Here is a 14737-nt window from a genome sequence, read left to right on the forward strand (position 1 = left end):
AACCGGCACTGGCGCGCAATTCAGCACGCCCGCGCGCCCGCCTGCCTGTGAAACGGGCGCTACCGGAGTGCCGCCAGGATCTCGCCGGCCAGCGCGTGCACAGCGTCGCGGTGGCCGGTGCGGCCGGAGGGCGCGTGCGTGGTGGAGGTCATGACCAGCGAGACGCCGCGTTCGGGCACCACATAGAGCATCTGCCCGCCATAGCCCCAGCCATAATGGGCGCGCGCCCCGTCGATTGGCCGCGTGAACCAGCCATAGCCATAGGCGTCGCCGGTGAAGCGCGAGGCGGTGCGCACCTGCCAGCATTGGGCGATCCAGTCCGGCGGGATCACCTGTTCCCCGGCCCGGTTGCGCCCGCCGCTGCGGCAGGTTTCCGTGAAGGCGAGCAGGGAGGTGGGCCGCATCGCCATCTGGTTGCCGCCGAAATAAATGCCCTGCTTGTCGCGCTCCCAATCGGCGATTTCAAACCCCTCGATCGAGCCGAGCCAGTCGCGCGCCAGAGCGAGCGTCGAGCGCCCGCTGGCCCGCGTCAAAATCGCCGAGACGAGGTGCGAGGAGCCGGTGGAATAGAGCATCTGCCCGCCCGGCTCGTCGACAAAAGGCCGCGCCAGCGCGGAGCGCACCCAGTTGGGGCTGGCGATCCACGCGCCGTAAAAGGTGCCGGAGGTGCGCTCCAGCCCCGCCTGCATGGAGAGCAGGTTGCCGAGCGTGATCTCAGAGAGGCGCGGGTCGGGGTCGGCGGGCAGGTCCGCCTTCAGCAGCGGCGCGATCTTCTGCTCCGCCCCCTCCAGCACGCCCTTGTCGATGGCGATGCCGGCCAGAATGGCGAGGATGCTCTTGGAGGCCGATTTGATGTTGGTCGGCCGGTCCACCCGCCCGCCGGCATAGCCCCGCGCGGCCAGCCTCTCGCCATCCCGGCTGACCAGCACCGTGCGCAACGGCGCCAGTTCGCCGGCGCGGTCGAGGACGGCGGTCAGCGCGGGAGGCTGAGAGGGAAGGTCCGCCTGCGCGAGGGCGAGGCGCGGGGTCAGCAGCAGGAGCGGAGCGGCAAGCAGGGAACGACGGTGCATGCCTGACAAGATAGGGCGGGCGCGAACGAGCGTTAGTCACGATGACGGGAGGATTGCCTCGCCAATATCCGCTCGATTGAGCAACAGCTAGGCTTGAATTACAGCGATTACTTCTGCTCTACCCCAACGGGCGAAACCTTGCGGAACCCTCGTCGCGGCGGTAAATTTCTTACGTTAAAGACGCATCTTGGGATTCTCGACACGACAGAAAATGAGCTTGGCCATGTCTATTTTTAGAGACATTTTTGAGAAGTCCGTTCCAGATTTTGATTTCTCTGGATTAGTTTCTCCGAAGGTTGGTGAAATGGGAAAGCCATTCGAAGGAAACACTCTCTATAAATTTTACGGTGAAAATCTACTCCCCATGATTGGCGATCCAACTATTCGCTTTACCCAAAGGGGAGCTACATTGAATGATCCTTTCGAATTGACGATACGCTGGAAGGAGACCGTTTCAAAAACAACTTCCGAAAAATTGGAAATTTATCTTAGATCTTCGTTTGAAAGGGCATTTTCCGACGACGGGCACATAATGAGAACGATAACTCTCTGGTTCGCCAGAAAGGGAATCTTATTGAACGACGATCAAATAAAAGAAGTCTCGACCGCTATATCAAGCGGAAGGGCGAAAGATATATTTAGTCAAATTAAGGATGATCTAAACAAAAGAATAGGAGAATTTCTCGTTAATTTGAATAAATTAAGAGACGAATTCGATAAGTTTCTTTCCGAGGATATGTCTAAACTAGGCGTATTTTCTACCACCGAAGACATAAACAGCGACCAGATGTGGGGCCTTTATGCATCTTCCGGTAAGGGATTTGCCCTTGAGATAGATCCATACAATGAAATTTTTCGTGTTAAAAAAGGCGATCTTAAGGGATCGTCTTTATTCCGAAAGGTACTATACACAGACGAATATTGCGACGATTTTCTAAGTAATCCATATTTCCTATTTCTTGTAAAAAAATCGAAATGGTCTTTTGAAAAAGAGTGGCGAATTCTTAAATATCTTGAAACCTGCGAACTAAAAGATAATACAACAGGCGTATACAGAGATAGGCTTCCAAAGTTTTCTATCAAAAGTGTTATTTTTGGCTATAATGTACCAAACAATCTATTAGATAAGTACATATCTGATGTACATGATTTTGACGACAATATATTGGTCAGAAAGATGAAACTAAATCATATCCAGGGAAATTTATATGTAGATGATATTTAGAGGTCACCCCCCGCCCAGCACCAGATCGTCCCGGTGCACCATCGCGGCGCGACCCTCGAAGCCGGTGATGGTGACGATCTCGTCGGAGGAGCGGCCCTTGAGGCGTTCGGCGTGGTCGTGGTCATAGGCCACCAGCCCGCGCCCGACTTCGGCACCGTCCGGCCCGCGCAAAATCACCGCGTCGCCGCGGCTGAAATCGCCTTCCACCCGGGCGACGCCGGCCGGCAGCAGGGATGAGCCGCGACGCAAGGCGGCGACGGCGCCGGCGTCGAGATGCAGCGTGCCGCGCGGCTCCAGCGCGCCGGCGATCCAGCGCTTGCGCGAGGCCACCGGGTTGGCGGGGGCGAGAAACCAGGTGCAGCGCGCCCCGGTCTCGATCGCCCGCAGCGGGTTTTTCACCTTGCCGGACGCAATCACCAGATGCGCGCCGGCCGTGGTGGCGATCTTGGCCGCCTCCACCTTGGTCTTCATGCCGCCGCGCGACAGCTCGGTGCCGGCGCCGCCGGCCATCGCCTCGATCTCGGCGGTGATGCGCGGCACCACGGGAATGAGGGTGGCATTGGGGTCCTCATTCGGCGGGGCGGTGTAGAGGCCGTCAATATCCGAGAGCAGGATGAGCAGATCGGCGCTGGTCATGCCGGCGACGCGGGCGGCCAGCCGGTCATTGTCGCCGTAGCGGATTTCCGAGGTCGCCACCGTGTCGTTCTCGTTGATGACGGGGACGACCTTCAGCTCCAGCAGCTTGGCGATGGTGGAGCGGGCGTTGAGATAGCGCCGCCGCTCCTCGGTGTCGCCCAGCGTGATCAGGATCTGCCCGGCCGCCACGCCCTCATGCGCCAGCGCCTCCGACCAGGCCCGCGCCAGCGCGATCTGGCCGACGGCGGCGGCGGCCTGGCTTTCCTCCAGCTTCAAGGGGCGCTTGGGCAGCTTGAGCACGTTTCGCCCCAGCGCGATGGCGCCAGAGGACACCACCAGCACCTCCTTGCCCTCGCGGTGCAGCTGCGCCACATCCTCCGCCAGCGCCGCCAGCCAGGCATGGCGCAGGGCGCCGCGCTGCTGGTCGACCAGCAGCGCCGAGCCGACCTTGACCACCACGCGGCGGAAGGCGGACAGCTTCGGCGCGGCGGGAGCGGGCGAAGCTTCGACGAGGGAGGCGGTGTCGGTGGCGGAATCGGCGGGAACGGTCATCGCGGCGGGCTTCGATCAGAGGAGAGACGGCGCGCTACATACGCCGTTTCCGCCGGGAAGGCGCGGGAATTGTGGCCTTCACCTCTCCCCGTGGGGAGAGGTCGCCGCGCAGCGGCGGGTGAGCGGCGGGGCGCGCACATGGCAGGGCCGCACACGGCCGGGGCCGCACACGGCCGGGCCGCAGCGCCCCCTCACCCCAACCCTCTCCCCCGAGGGGAGAGGGAGTGACCTCACGGGTGCCAGGGCTCGGGCGGCGCGCCGCGCTGCAGCTCCTCCGCGCGGCCCTCGTCGATGACGCCGATCAGCGCCCGCAGCGCCTCGCGCACGCCCTCGCCGGTGGCGGCGGAGAGCGCCAGCGGCTTCTTCTTCGCCGCGCGCTTGAGGCGATCGAGCTGGGCCTTCAGCGTCTCCTTGTCAAGCGAATCGATCTTGGAGAGGGCGACGATCTCCACCTTGTCGGCGAGGTCGTGGCCATAGGCCTCCAATTCGCCGCGCACGGTCTTGTAGGCCTTGCCGGCATGCTCGCAGGTGCCGTCGACCAAATGCAGCAGCACGCGGCAGCGCTCGATATGGGCGAGGAACCGGTCGCCGAGGCCGATACCCTCATGCGCGCCCTCGATCAGGCCGGGAATGTCGGCGAGGACGAATTCGCGCCCGTCCACCTTCACGACGCCAAGGCCGGGGTGGAGCGTGGTGAAGGGGTAGTCGGCCACTTTCGGCTTGGCGGCTGTGGTGGCGGCGAGGAAGGTGGACTTGCCGGCATTGGGCAGGCCGACGAGGCCGGCATCGGCAATGAGCTTGAGCCGGAGCACGATCCAGCGCTCCTCGCCCTCCTGGCCGGGGTTGACGCGGCGCGGGGCCTGGTTGGTCGAGGTCTGGAAATGCGCGTTGCCGAAGCCGCCATTGCCGCCCTTGATGAAGCGGATGCGCTGTCCGACCTCGGTCAGATCGGCCAGAATGGTCTCACCGTCCTCGTCAAGAACCTCAGTACCCGCCGGCACTTTTAGCACAACATCGTCGCCTTTCGCCCCGGCACGGTTGGAACCCATGCCGTAGCCGCCTTTTTTGGCTTTGAAGTGCTGTTGGAAGCGGTAGTCGATGAGCGTGTTTAACCCGTCTACACACTCAATCCAAACATCCCCCCCCCTCCCCCCATCACCGCCATCGGGGCCGCCGAACTCGATGAATTTCTCGCGCCGGAACGAGAGGCAGCCCGCGCCGCCGTCGCCGGCGCGGACATAGATCTTGGCCTGGTCGAGAAACTTCATGATAGCGGCTCAATGTTGCGGGGTCCCCGCAGCGACAGGAACCCTTAGAGGATAGCAAAAATGCCGGCTCAATGGCGAATGGCGTCGAGCTCGTGCAGGCGCGCGGGCTGGGTGGCTCCCCAGGCGCGCAACGACGTCCACAACCGCCGCTCCAGCCGGAAGCGGTCGACCGGCACCGAGGCGCCCATCGCCCGCACCTTGGCGAGGCCGACGCCGGTCCACTGGAAGCCACACTTCTCCAGCACGCCGCGCGAGGCCGGGTTGACGACGCGGGCCGAGGCGGCGAGCGCGTTCAGCTTGCGGTCGCCAAACGCGTGGTCGATCAGCGCCCGCACGGCTTCGGTGGCGATCCCATGGTCCCAATAGGGCTCGCCGAGCCAGTAGCCGATTTCCGGCACGTCCTCGTCGCGGCGATTGAAGCCGCACATGCCGACCGGGATGGCGGGCCCGAAACTGGCCGAACCGGGAAGCCGCAGCGCGGTCTCGTTCTTGAGAAAGATGGCGAAGGTTGCCGCTTCCGAACCGCCCGGCAGATTGGCGACGAAAGAGGCCGCGTCCGCCATTCCATAGGGATGAGGAATGTTGGCCGTCATCTCCGCAACCTTGCGGTTGTCGGCGAGTTCCGCGATCCAAGTCATGTCCTCGATCCGGGGCACGCGCAGAAGGAGGCGGCTGGTTTCGAGGACGGCGGTACTGCTCTCGACGAGGGGTGACCCGAGTGTCGCTTCGACTATGGTCATCTGAGGGCTCCTGGGACCGGAACGACGAAGGGGAGGCGGTTTCCTCGCCTCCCCTGTCGGGTACCCCGTGTGTCCTCTCAGGGACGTTCGGGAAATCCTTCCGGTCGGGCGAGACCGGCGGGATTTCCAAGAACCCTCACCGGCTTTATTCGGCGGCCTCGGCGGCCGGAATCACGGATACGTAGGTGCGCGAATTGGCTTTAGCTCGGAACTCGACGCGGCCTTCGATCAGCGCAAAGAGGGTATGGTCTTTGCCCATGCCGACATTGGTGCCGGGATGCCAGGTCGTGCCGCGCTGACGCACGATGATGTTGCCGGCGGCGACCTTCTCGCTACCGAACTTCTTCACGCCGAGGCGACGACCGGCCGAGTCGCGACCGTTGCGGGAGGAACCGCCTGCCTTCTTATGAGCCATGTTGCTCTCCTATTTCCTAGCTGGCGGTCTCAGGCGCCGAGAATCGAGGTCACGCGGACGACGGTGAAGTCCTGCCGGTGGCCGATCTTGCGACGCGAATTCTGACGGCGACGCTTCTTGAACGCAATAACCTTCGCGCCACGGGTGTGCTTGACCACCTCGAGCGTGACGGAAGCGCCGTCGACCAGCGGAGCGCCGACCTTCGGGCTATCGCCGCCGAGCATGAGAACCGGCAGGGTCAGGGAAGAACCCGCCTCGGCCTCGATCTTGCCGACGGTAACGAGCGCATCGGGGGCAACGCGGTACTGCTTGCCACCCGTCTTGATGACCGCGAACATGTTTTGTCCTTTCGTTCGATGCCGGCCTCCGGCGTTGCCGCCTGGACCGGCTTCTTTCGGTCGGTTGAGATAAGCGCACGGGACACAGGATCCCACGACGCAGGCCGGCTCCTTACAAAGCGAGCCCCGTCCTGTCAAGGAAAAGCTGGTGCGCCAAGGTTTCCGGTAGGGGCAAGCGTGGTACCGACGATACATGGCACGACCGCCCCCGACGCGCCGATGGCACCCCCGGCGTGGTCCGGCTATCGTGCCCGCCGCATGCCCGCCGAGGACCTTTTCCATGACCGACGACCGCACGAGCACGCCTACTGCGCAAGCGCTGGCCGGAATCCGTGTACTCGATCTCTCACGCGTACTGGCCGGCCCGTGGGCCACGCAGACGCTGGGCGATCTCGGCGCCGACATCATCAAGGTCGAAAAGCCGGGCGACGGCGACGACACGCGCGGCTGGGGCCCGCCCTGGCTCTCCGATGGCGAGGGACGCCCGACGCGCGAAAGCGCGTATTTCCTCGCCGCCAACCGCAACAAGCGCTCGGTGACAATCGACATGGCGACGCCGCAGGGGCAGGCACTGATCCGCCGGCTCGCGGAGCAGAGCGACGTCGTGGTGGAGAACTTCAAGGTTGGCGGCCTGAAGCGCTATGGGCTCGATCATGAAAGCCTCGCCGCGCTCAACCCGCGCCTTGTCACATGCTCGATCACCGGTTTCGGTCAGGACGGGCCGGAAGCAGGCCGCGCTGGATATGACTTCATGATTCAGGGGATGTCCGGCCTCATGTCGGTGACGGGCAGCCCGGAGGGCGAACCGCAGAAAGTCGGCGTCGCCCTCGTCGACATCCTCACCGGACTGAACGCCACCATCGGCATATTGGCGGCACTGGAGCAGCGCCACCGCACCGGGCGCGGCCAGCATATCGATATCGCCCTGTTCGACGTCGCGGTGGCAAGCCTCGCCAACCAGGCGCTGAACTTTCTCGTCGGCGGCAGCGCGCCGCACCGGCTAGGCAATGCGCACCCGAACATCGTACCCTACCAGGCCTTCGAAACATCGGACGGCCATCTCATTCTCGCGGTCGGCAATGACGCGCAATTTGCCCGCTTCTGCCGCCTTGCCGAGATGCCGGAACTGGCGGACGACGCGCGTTATGCCACCAATCGCGAGCGGGTTGCCCATCGCGAGACACTCGTTCCGCTCATCGCAGCAGCGCTGAAACGTCAGGCAACCGGCGCGTGGCTCGCCATGCTCGACGCGGCCGGCATTCCGGCAGGACCAATCAACACCATCGCCCAAACCTTCGCCGAGCCGCAGGCGCTCGCACGGGGGCTGGCAATCAACTTGCCGCATCCGCTTGGCAGCACCGCCCCCGGCGTGCGCAACCCATTGCGACTGAAGGATTCGCCGTTTGACGCCCCCACCGCCCCGCCTTTGCTCGGCCAGCACACGGACGAGGTGCTGGAGACCCTGCTCGGCGTGAATGCGTGCGAGCTACAAGCGCTGCGCGAAGCCGGAATTATCTGAAGCCGGCTGCGTCGGGCTCTCACGTCCACGTCGAGCCAAATGCCCGCGAAATTGGCACTGTCATTTTTCAGGCAAGCGGCACTTTCTGTGAACGCGCCGCCGGGCCACGCTGCACCTCGCAATGGCGCAACGATCCTGCCTGGAGTGCATGCGATGACAGAGGCGAAGACCGACTTCTCGAAAGGCGCCGCCTACATCGACGGCCAGTATGTCCCGATCTCGGAGGCGAAGGTCCCGGTCGGCGACTGGGGCTTCACCCATTCCGACGTGACCTATGACGTGGTCCACGTCACCGATGGTGGCTTCTTCCGTCTTGAGGACCATCTCGACCGCTTCCACCGCTCGCTGGAAGGCTACCGGCTGGACCCCGGCGTGACCCGCGAGGGCATGCGCACCATCCTCGGCAAGGTGGTCGCCCTCTCCGGCCTGAAGGACGCCTTCGTAGCCATGATCTCGACCCGCGGCGTGCCGCGCGTCTATGGCTCGCGCGACCCGGCCGATTGCGACAACACCTTCATCGCCTATGCCGTACCGTGGATCGACGTGATCAAACCCGACGTTCAGGAGCGTGGCGCCCACCTCCTGGTGGCGCAGGTGCCCCGCATCTCGCAGAACTCGCTCGACCCGACGTTGAAGAACTATATGTGGCGCGATTTCACCCGCGGCATGTTCGAGGCCAAGGATAAGGGTTTCGACACCGCCATCCTACTCGACGCCGAGGGCTATCTGACCGAGGGCGCGGGCTTCAATGTCTTCATCGTCAAGGACAACAAGGTCATCACCCCTGATCGCGGGGCGCTGCGCGGCATCACCCGCCTCGCCGTGCTCGACATCTGCCCGGAGCTCGGTCTGGAGCCGATCGTCGGCCCCATCACCTTCGAGGAACTGATGGACGCGGATGAGGTGTTCACCACCACCACCGCCGGTGGCGTCATGCCCTGCGCCCGCGTCAATGAGCGGATCTATGGCAATGATCGTCCCGGTCCGATCAGCGCGAAGATCAAGGAGACCTATTGGCGCAAGCACAAGGAAGGCTGGCACATGACGCCGGTCAACTATGCCGACGCCGACAATCCCTTCGCCGTCGCCGCCTGAGCGCCGCGCCGACACACACTGCCGGACCCCGGGCCGATGTCGCCTGGGGCCGGGCTCTTCGGGAGAGACGACGGGTCGGGCGGTTCCCGCCGATGGTCAACGCCACAACGAACGAGGGGACAGATACATGACACCGCACGTGACGATTGCCGCCAGCAGCGAGACGCCGGCCGCTCCCGAAGGCGCCGCCAGCGCAGGCTCTTCCGTCGCCCGCCGCGACGTCCTCAAGACGATCGCCGCTGGCGCTCTGGCCGCACTTGCGACGCCCTATATTCGCCCAGCATCCGCCGCGCCCAGCCAACTGCGCGCGCTGATGTGGGAGGGCTACCTGCTGCCCGAGGTGATTGCCGCCTTCGAGGAGAAGCATGGCGTGAAGTTCACACCGACCTTCTTCGACGGCAATTCCGAGGCCTACAACAAACTGCGCGTCGGCGGCACACGGGACTTCGACCTCGTGCAGGCGGACGGGTTCTGGCCGAGCCTTTATTACCGCGAGAAGCTGATCCGCACGGTCGACTACGCCAAGATCCCCGCCACCCAGCACCTCTTCCCGGTGTTCAAGCCGGCGGAGTTCAAACTGCTGACCGATGCGGCGACCGGCGTCGATTTCGGCGTGCCCTTCTGCTGGGGCAGCTATGGCACCACCTACAATGCCGACGTGGTGCCGGCCGAGAAAGCCGCCAGCATCGAGCTTCTGTTTGACCCAGCCTATGCCGGTCGCCTCTCCACCAGCGCCCGCTTCGAAGAGAACATCGCCCTGGCCGGCATCCTTGTTGCCACCCGCATGGGTACGATCGACAAGCCCCGCCCCAACGGCAAGCCGTTCAACCCCTATGACCTCACCGATGAGGAACTGGCCGGCGTCGAGAAGCTGCTGATCGAGCAGAAGCCGCTCCTGCTCACTCGCTATCAGGACAACCCCACGCTGGCGCAACTGCTGGAAAGCGGCGCCGTGGTCGCCGCACCGGAATTCGCCCAAACCTACCGCCTGCTGCTGGCCAAGAAGGCGAAGGGCGAGATCGACACCACCTTCGCCCACACACTGGTGCCGAAGGAAGGCGGGCTCGGCTGGGTCGACACCTGGCTGGTCTCGTCAGGTGTGCCTGATGGGCCGATGCTCGATGTCTGCCAGAGCTTCATCGACACCATGATCACGCCGGAGACGATGAAGAAGGTGGCGCTGGCCAGCGGCTGCTCGACCACCATCGACATCCGCTCCCTCTCCACTCCGGAGGAGCAGGCGCTCTACCTCATGGACCGCACCGGCGAACTGTCCAAGATGTACATGTTCGACCAGCCATCCTCGACCGAAAAATGGGAGCGCGTGTGGTCGCGCATGCAGGCCGCCTGAGCGCGCCGGCGGCTGGGCGGTTCCAGCCCGCCCACGCCCGGCCGCCGCGTTCCGCCCTTCGTCCTGCCATTTCGGGGAGCCCGCTACGTGTACATTACCCTCGACGGGGTTTCGCGCCAGTATGACAGCGTCTGGGCGGTAGACCGCGTGACCATGGGAATCGGCAAGAGCGAATTCGTCTCGCTGCTCGGTCCCAGCGGCTCTGGCAAGACAACGCTGCTGCGCATCATAGCCGGGCTGGAAAAGCCCACCACAGGGCGCGTGCTCATCGACGGCGAGGACGTCACCGACCTGCCGCCGCACAGGCGCGGCGTCGCCATGGTGTTCCAGGAATTCCTGCTCTTCCCCCACCGCACCGTGTTCGAGAACCTGGCCTTCCCGCTACGCATGCTGAAGTTGCCGGCGGCCGAGATCACGGAGCGCGTCGCCTGGGTGGTCGGCATCCTCTCACTGGGCGGGTTGGAGAAGCGCTACCCCAACCAGCTCTCCGGCGGCCAGCAGCAGCGCGTGGCGCTGGGACGCGGGCTGGTGGGGCGGCCCAAGGCGCTGCTGCTCGACGAGCCACTGGCCAATCTCGACCGCGAGCTGCGCCAGGAGATGGAGGTCGAGATCCGCCGCCATCAATCGGCACTCGGCATCCCCTTCATCTATGTCACGCACAACCAGGAAGAGGCGCTCTCGATGAGCGACCGCATCGCGGTGGTGCGCAAGGGACGGATCGAGGATTTCGCCGCCCGCACTGACATCTACGACCGGCCCAAGACCGCCTTCATCGCCCAGTTCGTCGGCCGCTCCAACCGCTTCGAGGGCACGGTCGGCGCCGGCGGGCGGAGTGTGGCGACACGTTGCGGGACCACCCTCGCCCTGCCCGCCCCGCTGGACCCCGCGCGCGCCGTGCAGCTCTTCATCAAGAATGAGAAGCTCCGTCTCGCGCCCGCCGATGGCACGGATGCCAGCCACGGCGCCAACCGGCTTGCCTGCACGGTGAAGGACGTCATTCTGCGCGGCGCCTATGCCGACTACATCCTCGCCTTCGGGGATCGCGAACTCAACGCCAGCCGCCCGCGTTCCGAGCGGGCCTTTCTCTCCGGCGAGGCGGTAATCGCCCATCTCAACCCGGAGGACATCGACCTGTACGACACGGACGGGGAGCGCCCGTCATGAAAGGGCGCTGGGCCGGACGCGCGCTCCTGGGCGTACCTACAGCCTTTCTGCTGGGACTGTTCGTGCTGCCGCTCCTCTCCATGGTCGTTCTCAGCTTCTGGCGCACCGAGAACTACCATATCGTGCAGGACTGGAATCTCGGCAATTACATCACCCTGGCGACGGGCGGCGCCTATGTCACCTTCCTGATCCGCTCGCTGGTGATGGCCAGCGCCGTCTCGCTGGTCTGCATCCTCATCGCCTGGCCGGTGAGCTACTCCATCATCCTCTATGGCGGACGCTACCGGCTGCTGCTCACCCTCGCCTTCGCCGTGCCGTTCCTCACCGGCGAGGTGCTGCGGGTCATCGCGCTGCAGGGGCTGCTCGGTCCGCTCGGGCTGATCAATGCGATGCTTATGGCGCTGGGCAACGCACCTCTGCGCTTCATCATGTACACCAACGTCGCCAGCGCTATCGGCCTTATCTATCTCTACCTGCCGATCGTGGTGACGGTGATCTACCTGTCGCTGCTGAACTTCGACGCGCGGCTGATCGACGCCGCCAAGATCTTTGGCGCCAGCCCGCTGCGGGCGTTCGTCGAAGTCACCTGGCCGCTCAACCTGTTCGGAACTCTGATCGGCTTCGCCCTGTGCTTCATCCCGTGCCTGTCGGCAACGCTGGCCCCGCGCTTTCTCGGCGGGCCCAATGGCACGCTCTACGGCATGGCGATGGCGCAGCAATTCGGCGAATCCGGCACCTGGGCGCTGGGCGCCGCCATGGGCGTGGTGCTGTTCCTCACCTCCCTCATCGCCGTGCTGCTCGTCGGCATGCGGGTCAATCTGCGCCGCACCGGCTTCACCGGATTCGGGAGGGGCTGATGCGTGGAACGTTCTCGAAGATCCTCGGCAAATACGCCCTGCTGGCGACGCTCATCATCTCCTATCTCTTCCTCTATCTCCCCATCCTGCATATCGGCCTCGGCTCCTTCGCCAGAAACCACACTTTCCCCTATCCGCCGCGCTGGACACTCGACACGTTCGGGCGGCTATTCGCCAATTCGCTCTACCAAACCGCCTTCTTCAACAGCCTCGTGCTCGGCCTCGGCGCGGCGGCGCTCGCCACCCTGCTCGCGGCGGCGGCGACGCTCGGGTTGATGCGCCATGCCGGGCGGCGTGCGGGGCTCTACCTCACCTTGTTCGTGGCGCCGCTCTTCGTCGCCGAGGTGCTGATCGGCATCGCCTCGCTGATTTTCAACGGGCTAGTGCTGGAACTGCAGGGCAACCTCGTCTCGGCCATCCTCGCCAATGCGGTACACTGCTTCAGCTACGCCCTGCTCATCATGGCAACGCAGCTCTACCGCTATGACTGGCGGCTCGACGACGCGGCCATGGTGTTCGGCGCCTCGCCCGCGCGCACCTTCTTCGAGGTGACGCTGCCGCTGATCTGGCCGGGCCTACTCGGCGCCTTCGTCGTCACCTTCATCATGGCGTTCAACAATCTGGAGATCTCCTTCTACCTACTGGGCGCGACGCCGACCCTGCCCTCGGTCGCCTGGGGCGCGCTGCGCTATGGGGTGAAGCCCGAACTCTACGCCCTGGCCACCGCCGTCAATCTCGTCGTGATCCTCGGCCTCGGCCTCATGTTCGTGCTCATGCTCACCGGCACGGCGACCTTCGGCCACCGGCCGGAGCGCGAGCGCGCGGTGTAGTCGGCTCGCCGGGTAGTGGGCCTCTGGCACGACGATTGCCTCGAAAGGCGCCGGGGCATGGACCGCGGAGGACACCTCGTGTTGCTCGATGCGCTGGGCCTAAATCTCGAACGCCGGCCGGATTCGCCACTCTACCGGCAGATCTATGAGGGCCTAGCGGCTGAAATCGTCGGCGGGACGATCAAGCCCGGCCAGCGGCTGCCCTCAACGCGCGATCTTGCCCAGTCGCTTGGCGTCTCGCGCAACACCATCATGCTGGCCTTCGAGCAACTCGCGGCCGAGGGCTATCTAGAAGGGCTCTCCGGCTCGGGCACCTATGTGTCGCGCGAGCCGCCGGCCGAAGTGATCGTACCAGCGGCACCGCGCATCAACCCGGCGATCCGGGCGGCCGGGAGCCTCGACCGCAGCGCTGAGCTTGGCGTGGCGATCGAGGAACCGGAAGACCTACCCGCTGCGTTCGGGGGCGCCCTCGCTCATGCGCCGCAGACGCTACGTCACATGCGGCGGCCGGTGCCATTCCGCTCCAATTTCCCCGCGCTCGACGCCTTTCCGGTGCCGCTCTGGGCCAAGCTCGCTGCTGACCTCTACCGACAGCTCGATGCCGATACTGCCAACCATCTCATGGGCGAGGGAGACCCGCAGGGCTACGCGCCGTTACGCGCCGCCATCGCCCGCCATGTCGCCTCGGGGCGCGGCATCGACTGCTCGGCCGACAACATCATCATCTTTGCCGGCGCCCAGCAGGCAATCGATCTCGCCTGCCGCCTGCTGCTGATGCCGGAGGACGAGGTGATCTGCGAGGACCCCGGCTATGACGGGATCTACGCCTCGACCATCGCCACCGGCGCCACCCCTGTGCCGGTGGCGGTGGATGCGGACGGGCTCGATGTCGACCGCGCGCTCGCTGGCGCACCCCATGCGCGCATGGTCTATGTCTCACCCTCCAAGCAGTTTCCGCTTGGCATGTCGCTCTCGCTGGCGCGGCGGCAGGCACTGGTCGACTGGGCACAGAGAACCGGCGGCTGGATCATCGAGGACGATTACGACAGCGAGTTCCGCTATGCCGGCCGGCCACTGCCATCGCTTTACGCGCTCGACCGCGGGCGGCACGTACTGTATCTCGGCACCTTCAGCAAGACGCTGTTTCCCGCCCTGCGGCTCGGCTTCGCCATCGTTCCTGGCCCGCTGGTGGAAGCCTTCGTCTCTGCGCGCACCGTGGTCGGACGCTATTCACCCATTTTGGAGCAGGTGCTGGTCGCGCGCTTCATGCTGGAAGGCCACTTCGCCAGCCATGTGCGCAAGATGCGCAAGCTCTACGCCCAGCGTCAGGCGCATCTGCTGGCGCGTGTGGGCAGTCGGCTTGGCGCCTTCATGACCGCGCAGCCGACCGACACCGGCATGGAGATCGTCGCCCGCCTAGCCCCCGGCCTCAGCGCCCGCACGCTGGCGAGGGCGGCAGCGCGCGTCGGGCTGGAGATCATGCCGCTCTCGGCGCTGGCGCGCCACCCTGACACCGATGTCGACGACTACATCACGCTGGGCTTCAGCCCGTTTTCGCAGAACCAGATCAACGAGGGAGTTGAGCGACTGCGCAAGGTGCTGATGGAGCTTACCAGCGTCAGCGCGCCGCCAAGCGGCCTGTGAGAGGACGGCCAGGACGCCCCGGCCGTCCTCGCG

The 14737-nt window shown here is 64.7% G+C and carries 14 protein-coding genes; 8 read left to right on the forward strand and 6 right to left on the reverse strand.

Annotation, left to right across the window (positions count from 1 at the left end; translation table 11 throughout):
- Positions 1-59: 59 nt before the first annotated feature.
- A complete protein-coding gene (locus tag A3M1_RS0107030) occupies positions 60-1070 on the reverse strand; it encodes a serine hydrolase (protein WP_018388247.1) in 1011 nt (336 codons plus the stop codon).
- A gap of 211 nt (positions 1071-1281) precedes the next feature.
- Between A3M1_RS0107030 and A3M1_RS25825 the strand changes: the two genes are divergently transcribed.
- Positions 1282-2295, forward strand: coding sequence for a DUF2971 domain-containing protein (locus tag A3M1_RS25825; RefSeq protein ID WP_081620357.1), 1014 nt, complete (start codon positions 1282-1284; stop codon positions 2293-2295).
- A 3-nt stretch (positions 2296-2298) separates the two neighbouring features.
- On the opposite strand, the gene proB is transcribed toward A3M1_RS25825, so the two are convergent.
- The 5 genes from proB to rplU form a co-directional block, all read right to left on the reverse strand.
- Entirely contained in the window at positions 2299-3483 is a 1185-nt protein-coding gene (proB, locus tag A3M1_RS0107035; RefSeq protein ID WP_018388248.1) for a glutamate 5-kinase, read from the reverse strand.
- A 230-nt stretch (positions 3484-3713) separates the two neighbouring features.
- Positions 3714-4751: a GTPase ObgE gene (obgE, locus tag A3M1_RS0107040; RefSeq protein ID WP_018388249.1), complete on the reverse strand. Its 1038-nt coding sequence runs from the start codon at positions 4749-4751 to the stop codon at positions 3714-3716.
- A 68-nt stretch (positions 4752-4819) separates the two neighbouring features.
- Positions 4820-5491, reverse strand: coding sequence for a GNAT family N-acetyltransferase (locus tag A3M1_RS0107045; RefSeq protein WP_018388250.1), 672 nt, complete (start codon positions 5489-5491; stop codon positions 4820-4822).
- A 145-nt stretch (positions 5492-5636) separates the two neighbouring features.
- On the reverse strand, positions 5637-5906 hold the full coding sequence (gene rpmA, locus A3M1_RS0107050) for a 50S ribosomal protein L27 (protein ID WP_018388251.1): 270 nt from the start codon (positions 5904-5906) through the stop codon (positions 5637-5639).
- A 29-nt stretch (positions 5907-5935) separates the two neighbouring features.
- The gene (gene rplU, locus A3M1_RS0107055; RefSeq protein ID WP_018388252.1) at positions 5936-6244 is read right to left on the reverse strand and encodes a 50S ribosomal protein L21; all 309 of its coding nucleotides are present in this window, start codon (positions 6242-6244) and stop codon (positions 5936-5938) included.
- A 280-nt stretch (positions 6245-6524) separates the two neighbouring features.
- On the opposite strand from rplU, the gene A3M1_RS0107060 reads away from it, so the two are divergent.
- The 7 genes from A3M1_RS0107060 to A3M1_RS0107090 all read left to right on the forward strand — a co-directional run bounded on the left by A3M1_RS0107060 (position 6525) and on the right by A3M1_RS0107090 (position 14704).
- Positions 6525-7763: a CaiB/BaiF CoA-transferase family protein gene (locus A3M1_RS0107060; RefSeq protein WP_018388253.1), complete on the forward strand. Its 1239-nt coding sequence runs from the start codon at positions 6525-6527 to the stop codon at positions 7761-7763.
- 153 nt (positions 7764-7916) lie between these two features.
- The gene (locus A3M1_RS0107065; protein ID WP_018388254.1) at positions 7917-8858 is read left to right on the forward strand and encodes an aminotransferase class IV; all 942 of its coding nucleotides are present in this window, start codon (positions 7917-7919) and stop codon (positions 8856-8858) included.
- 127 nt (positions 8859-8985) lie between these two features.
- Entirely contained in the window at positions 8986-10209 is a 1224-nt protein-coding gene (locus tag A3M1_RS0107070; RefSeq protein WP_018388255.1) for a PotD/PotF family extracellular solute-binding protein, read from the forward strand.
- A gap of 87 nt (positions 10210-10296) precedes the next feature.
- Positions 10297-11373: an ABC transporter ATP-binding protein gene (locus A3M1_RS0107075; RefSeq protein WP_018388256.1), complete on the forward strand. Its 1077-nt coding sequence runs from the start codon at positions 10297-10299 to the stop codon at positions 11371-11373.
- Positions 11370-12230, forward strand: a complete 861-nt coding sequence (locus A3M1_RS0107080) for an ABC transporter permease (protein WP_018388257.1) — start codon at positions 11370-11372, stop codon at positions 12228-12230. The genes A3M1_RS0107075 and A3M1_RS0107080 overlap by 4 nt, the downstream gene beginning before the upstream one ends.
- Positions 12230-13060, forward strand: coding sequence for an ABC transporter permease (locus tag A3M1_RS0107085; protein WP_018388258.1), 831 nt, complete (start codon positions 12230-12232; stop codon positions 13058-13060). Before A3M1_RS0107080 ends, A3M1_RS0107085 begins: the two co-directional genes overlap by 1 nt.
- A gap of 78 nt (positions 13061-13138) precedes the next feature.
- The gene (locus tag A3M1_RS0107090) at positions 13139-14704 is read left to right on the forward strand and encodes a PLP-dependent aminotransferase family protein (RefSeq protein ID WP_018388259.1); all 1566 of its coding nucleotides are present in this window, start codon (positions 13139-13141) and stop codon (positions 14702-14704) included.
- Positions 14705-14737: the final 33 nt, after the last annotated feature.

The sequence above is a fragment of the Ancylobacter sp. FA202 genome (assembly GCF_000380205.1).
Taxonomy (GTDB): Bacteria; Pseudomonadota; Alphaproteobacteria; order Rhizobiales; family Xanthobacteraceae; genus Ancylobacter.

Bases quoted from the DNA above. Each gene is read 5' to 3' on its own strand.
- A3M1_RS0107060 (WP_018388253.1), top strand. From the start codon at position 6,525: ATGACCGACGACCGCACGAGCACGCCTACTGCGCAAGCGCTGGCCGGA.
- obgE (WP_018388249.1), bottom strand. From the start codon at position 4,751: ATGAAGTTTCTCGACCAGGCCAAGATCTATGTCCGCGCCGGCGACGGC.
- rpmA (WP_018388251.1), bottom strand. From the start codon at position 5,906: ATGGCTCATAAGAAGGCAGGCGGTTCCTCCCGCAACGGTCGCGACTCG.
- A3M1_RS0107030 (WP_018388247.1), bottom strand. From the start codon at position 1,070: ATGCACCGTCGTTCCCTGCTTGCCGCTCCGCTCCTGCTGCTGACCCCG.
- A3M1_RS0107045 (WP_018388250.1), bottom strand. From the start codon at position 5,491: ATGACCATAGTCGAAGCGACACTCGGGTCACCCCTCGTCGAGAGCAGT.
- A3M1_RS0107070 (WP_018388255.1), top strand. From the start codon at position 8,986: ATGACACCGCACGTGACGATTGCCGCCAGCAGCGAGACGCCGGCCGCT.
- proB (WP_018388248.1), bottom strand. From the start codon at position 3,483: ATGACCGTTCCCGCCGATTCCGCCACCGACACCGCCTCCCTCGTCGAA.
- rplU (WP_018388252.1), bottom strand. From the start codon at position 6,244: ATGTTCGCGGTCATCAAGACGGGTGGCAAGCAGTACCGCGTTGCCCCC.
- A3M1_RS0107085 (WP_018388258.1), top strand. From the start codon at position 12,230: ATGCGTGGAACGTTCTCGAAGATCCTCGGCAAATACGCCCTGCTGGCG.
- A3M1_RS25825 (WP_081620357.1), top strand. From the start codon at position 1,282: ATGAGCTTGGCCATGTCTATTTTTAGAGACATTTTTGAGAAGTCCGTT.
- A3M1_RS0107080 (WP_018388257.1), top strand. From the start codon at position 11,370: ATGAAAGGGCGCTGGGCCGGACGCGCGCTCCTGGGCGTACCTACAGCC.
- A3M1_RS0107065 (WP_018388254.1), top strand. From the start codon at position 7,917: ATGACAGAGGCGAAGACCGACTTCTCGAAAGGCGCCGCCTACATCGAC.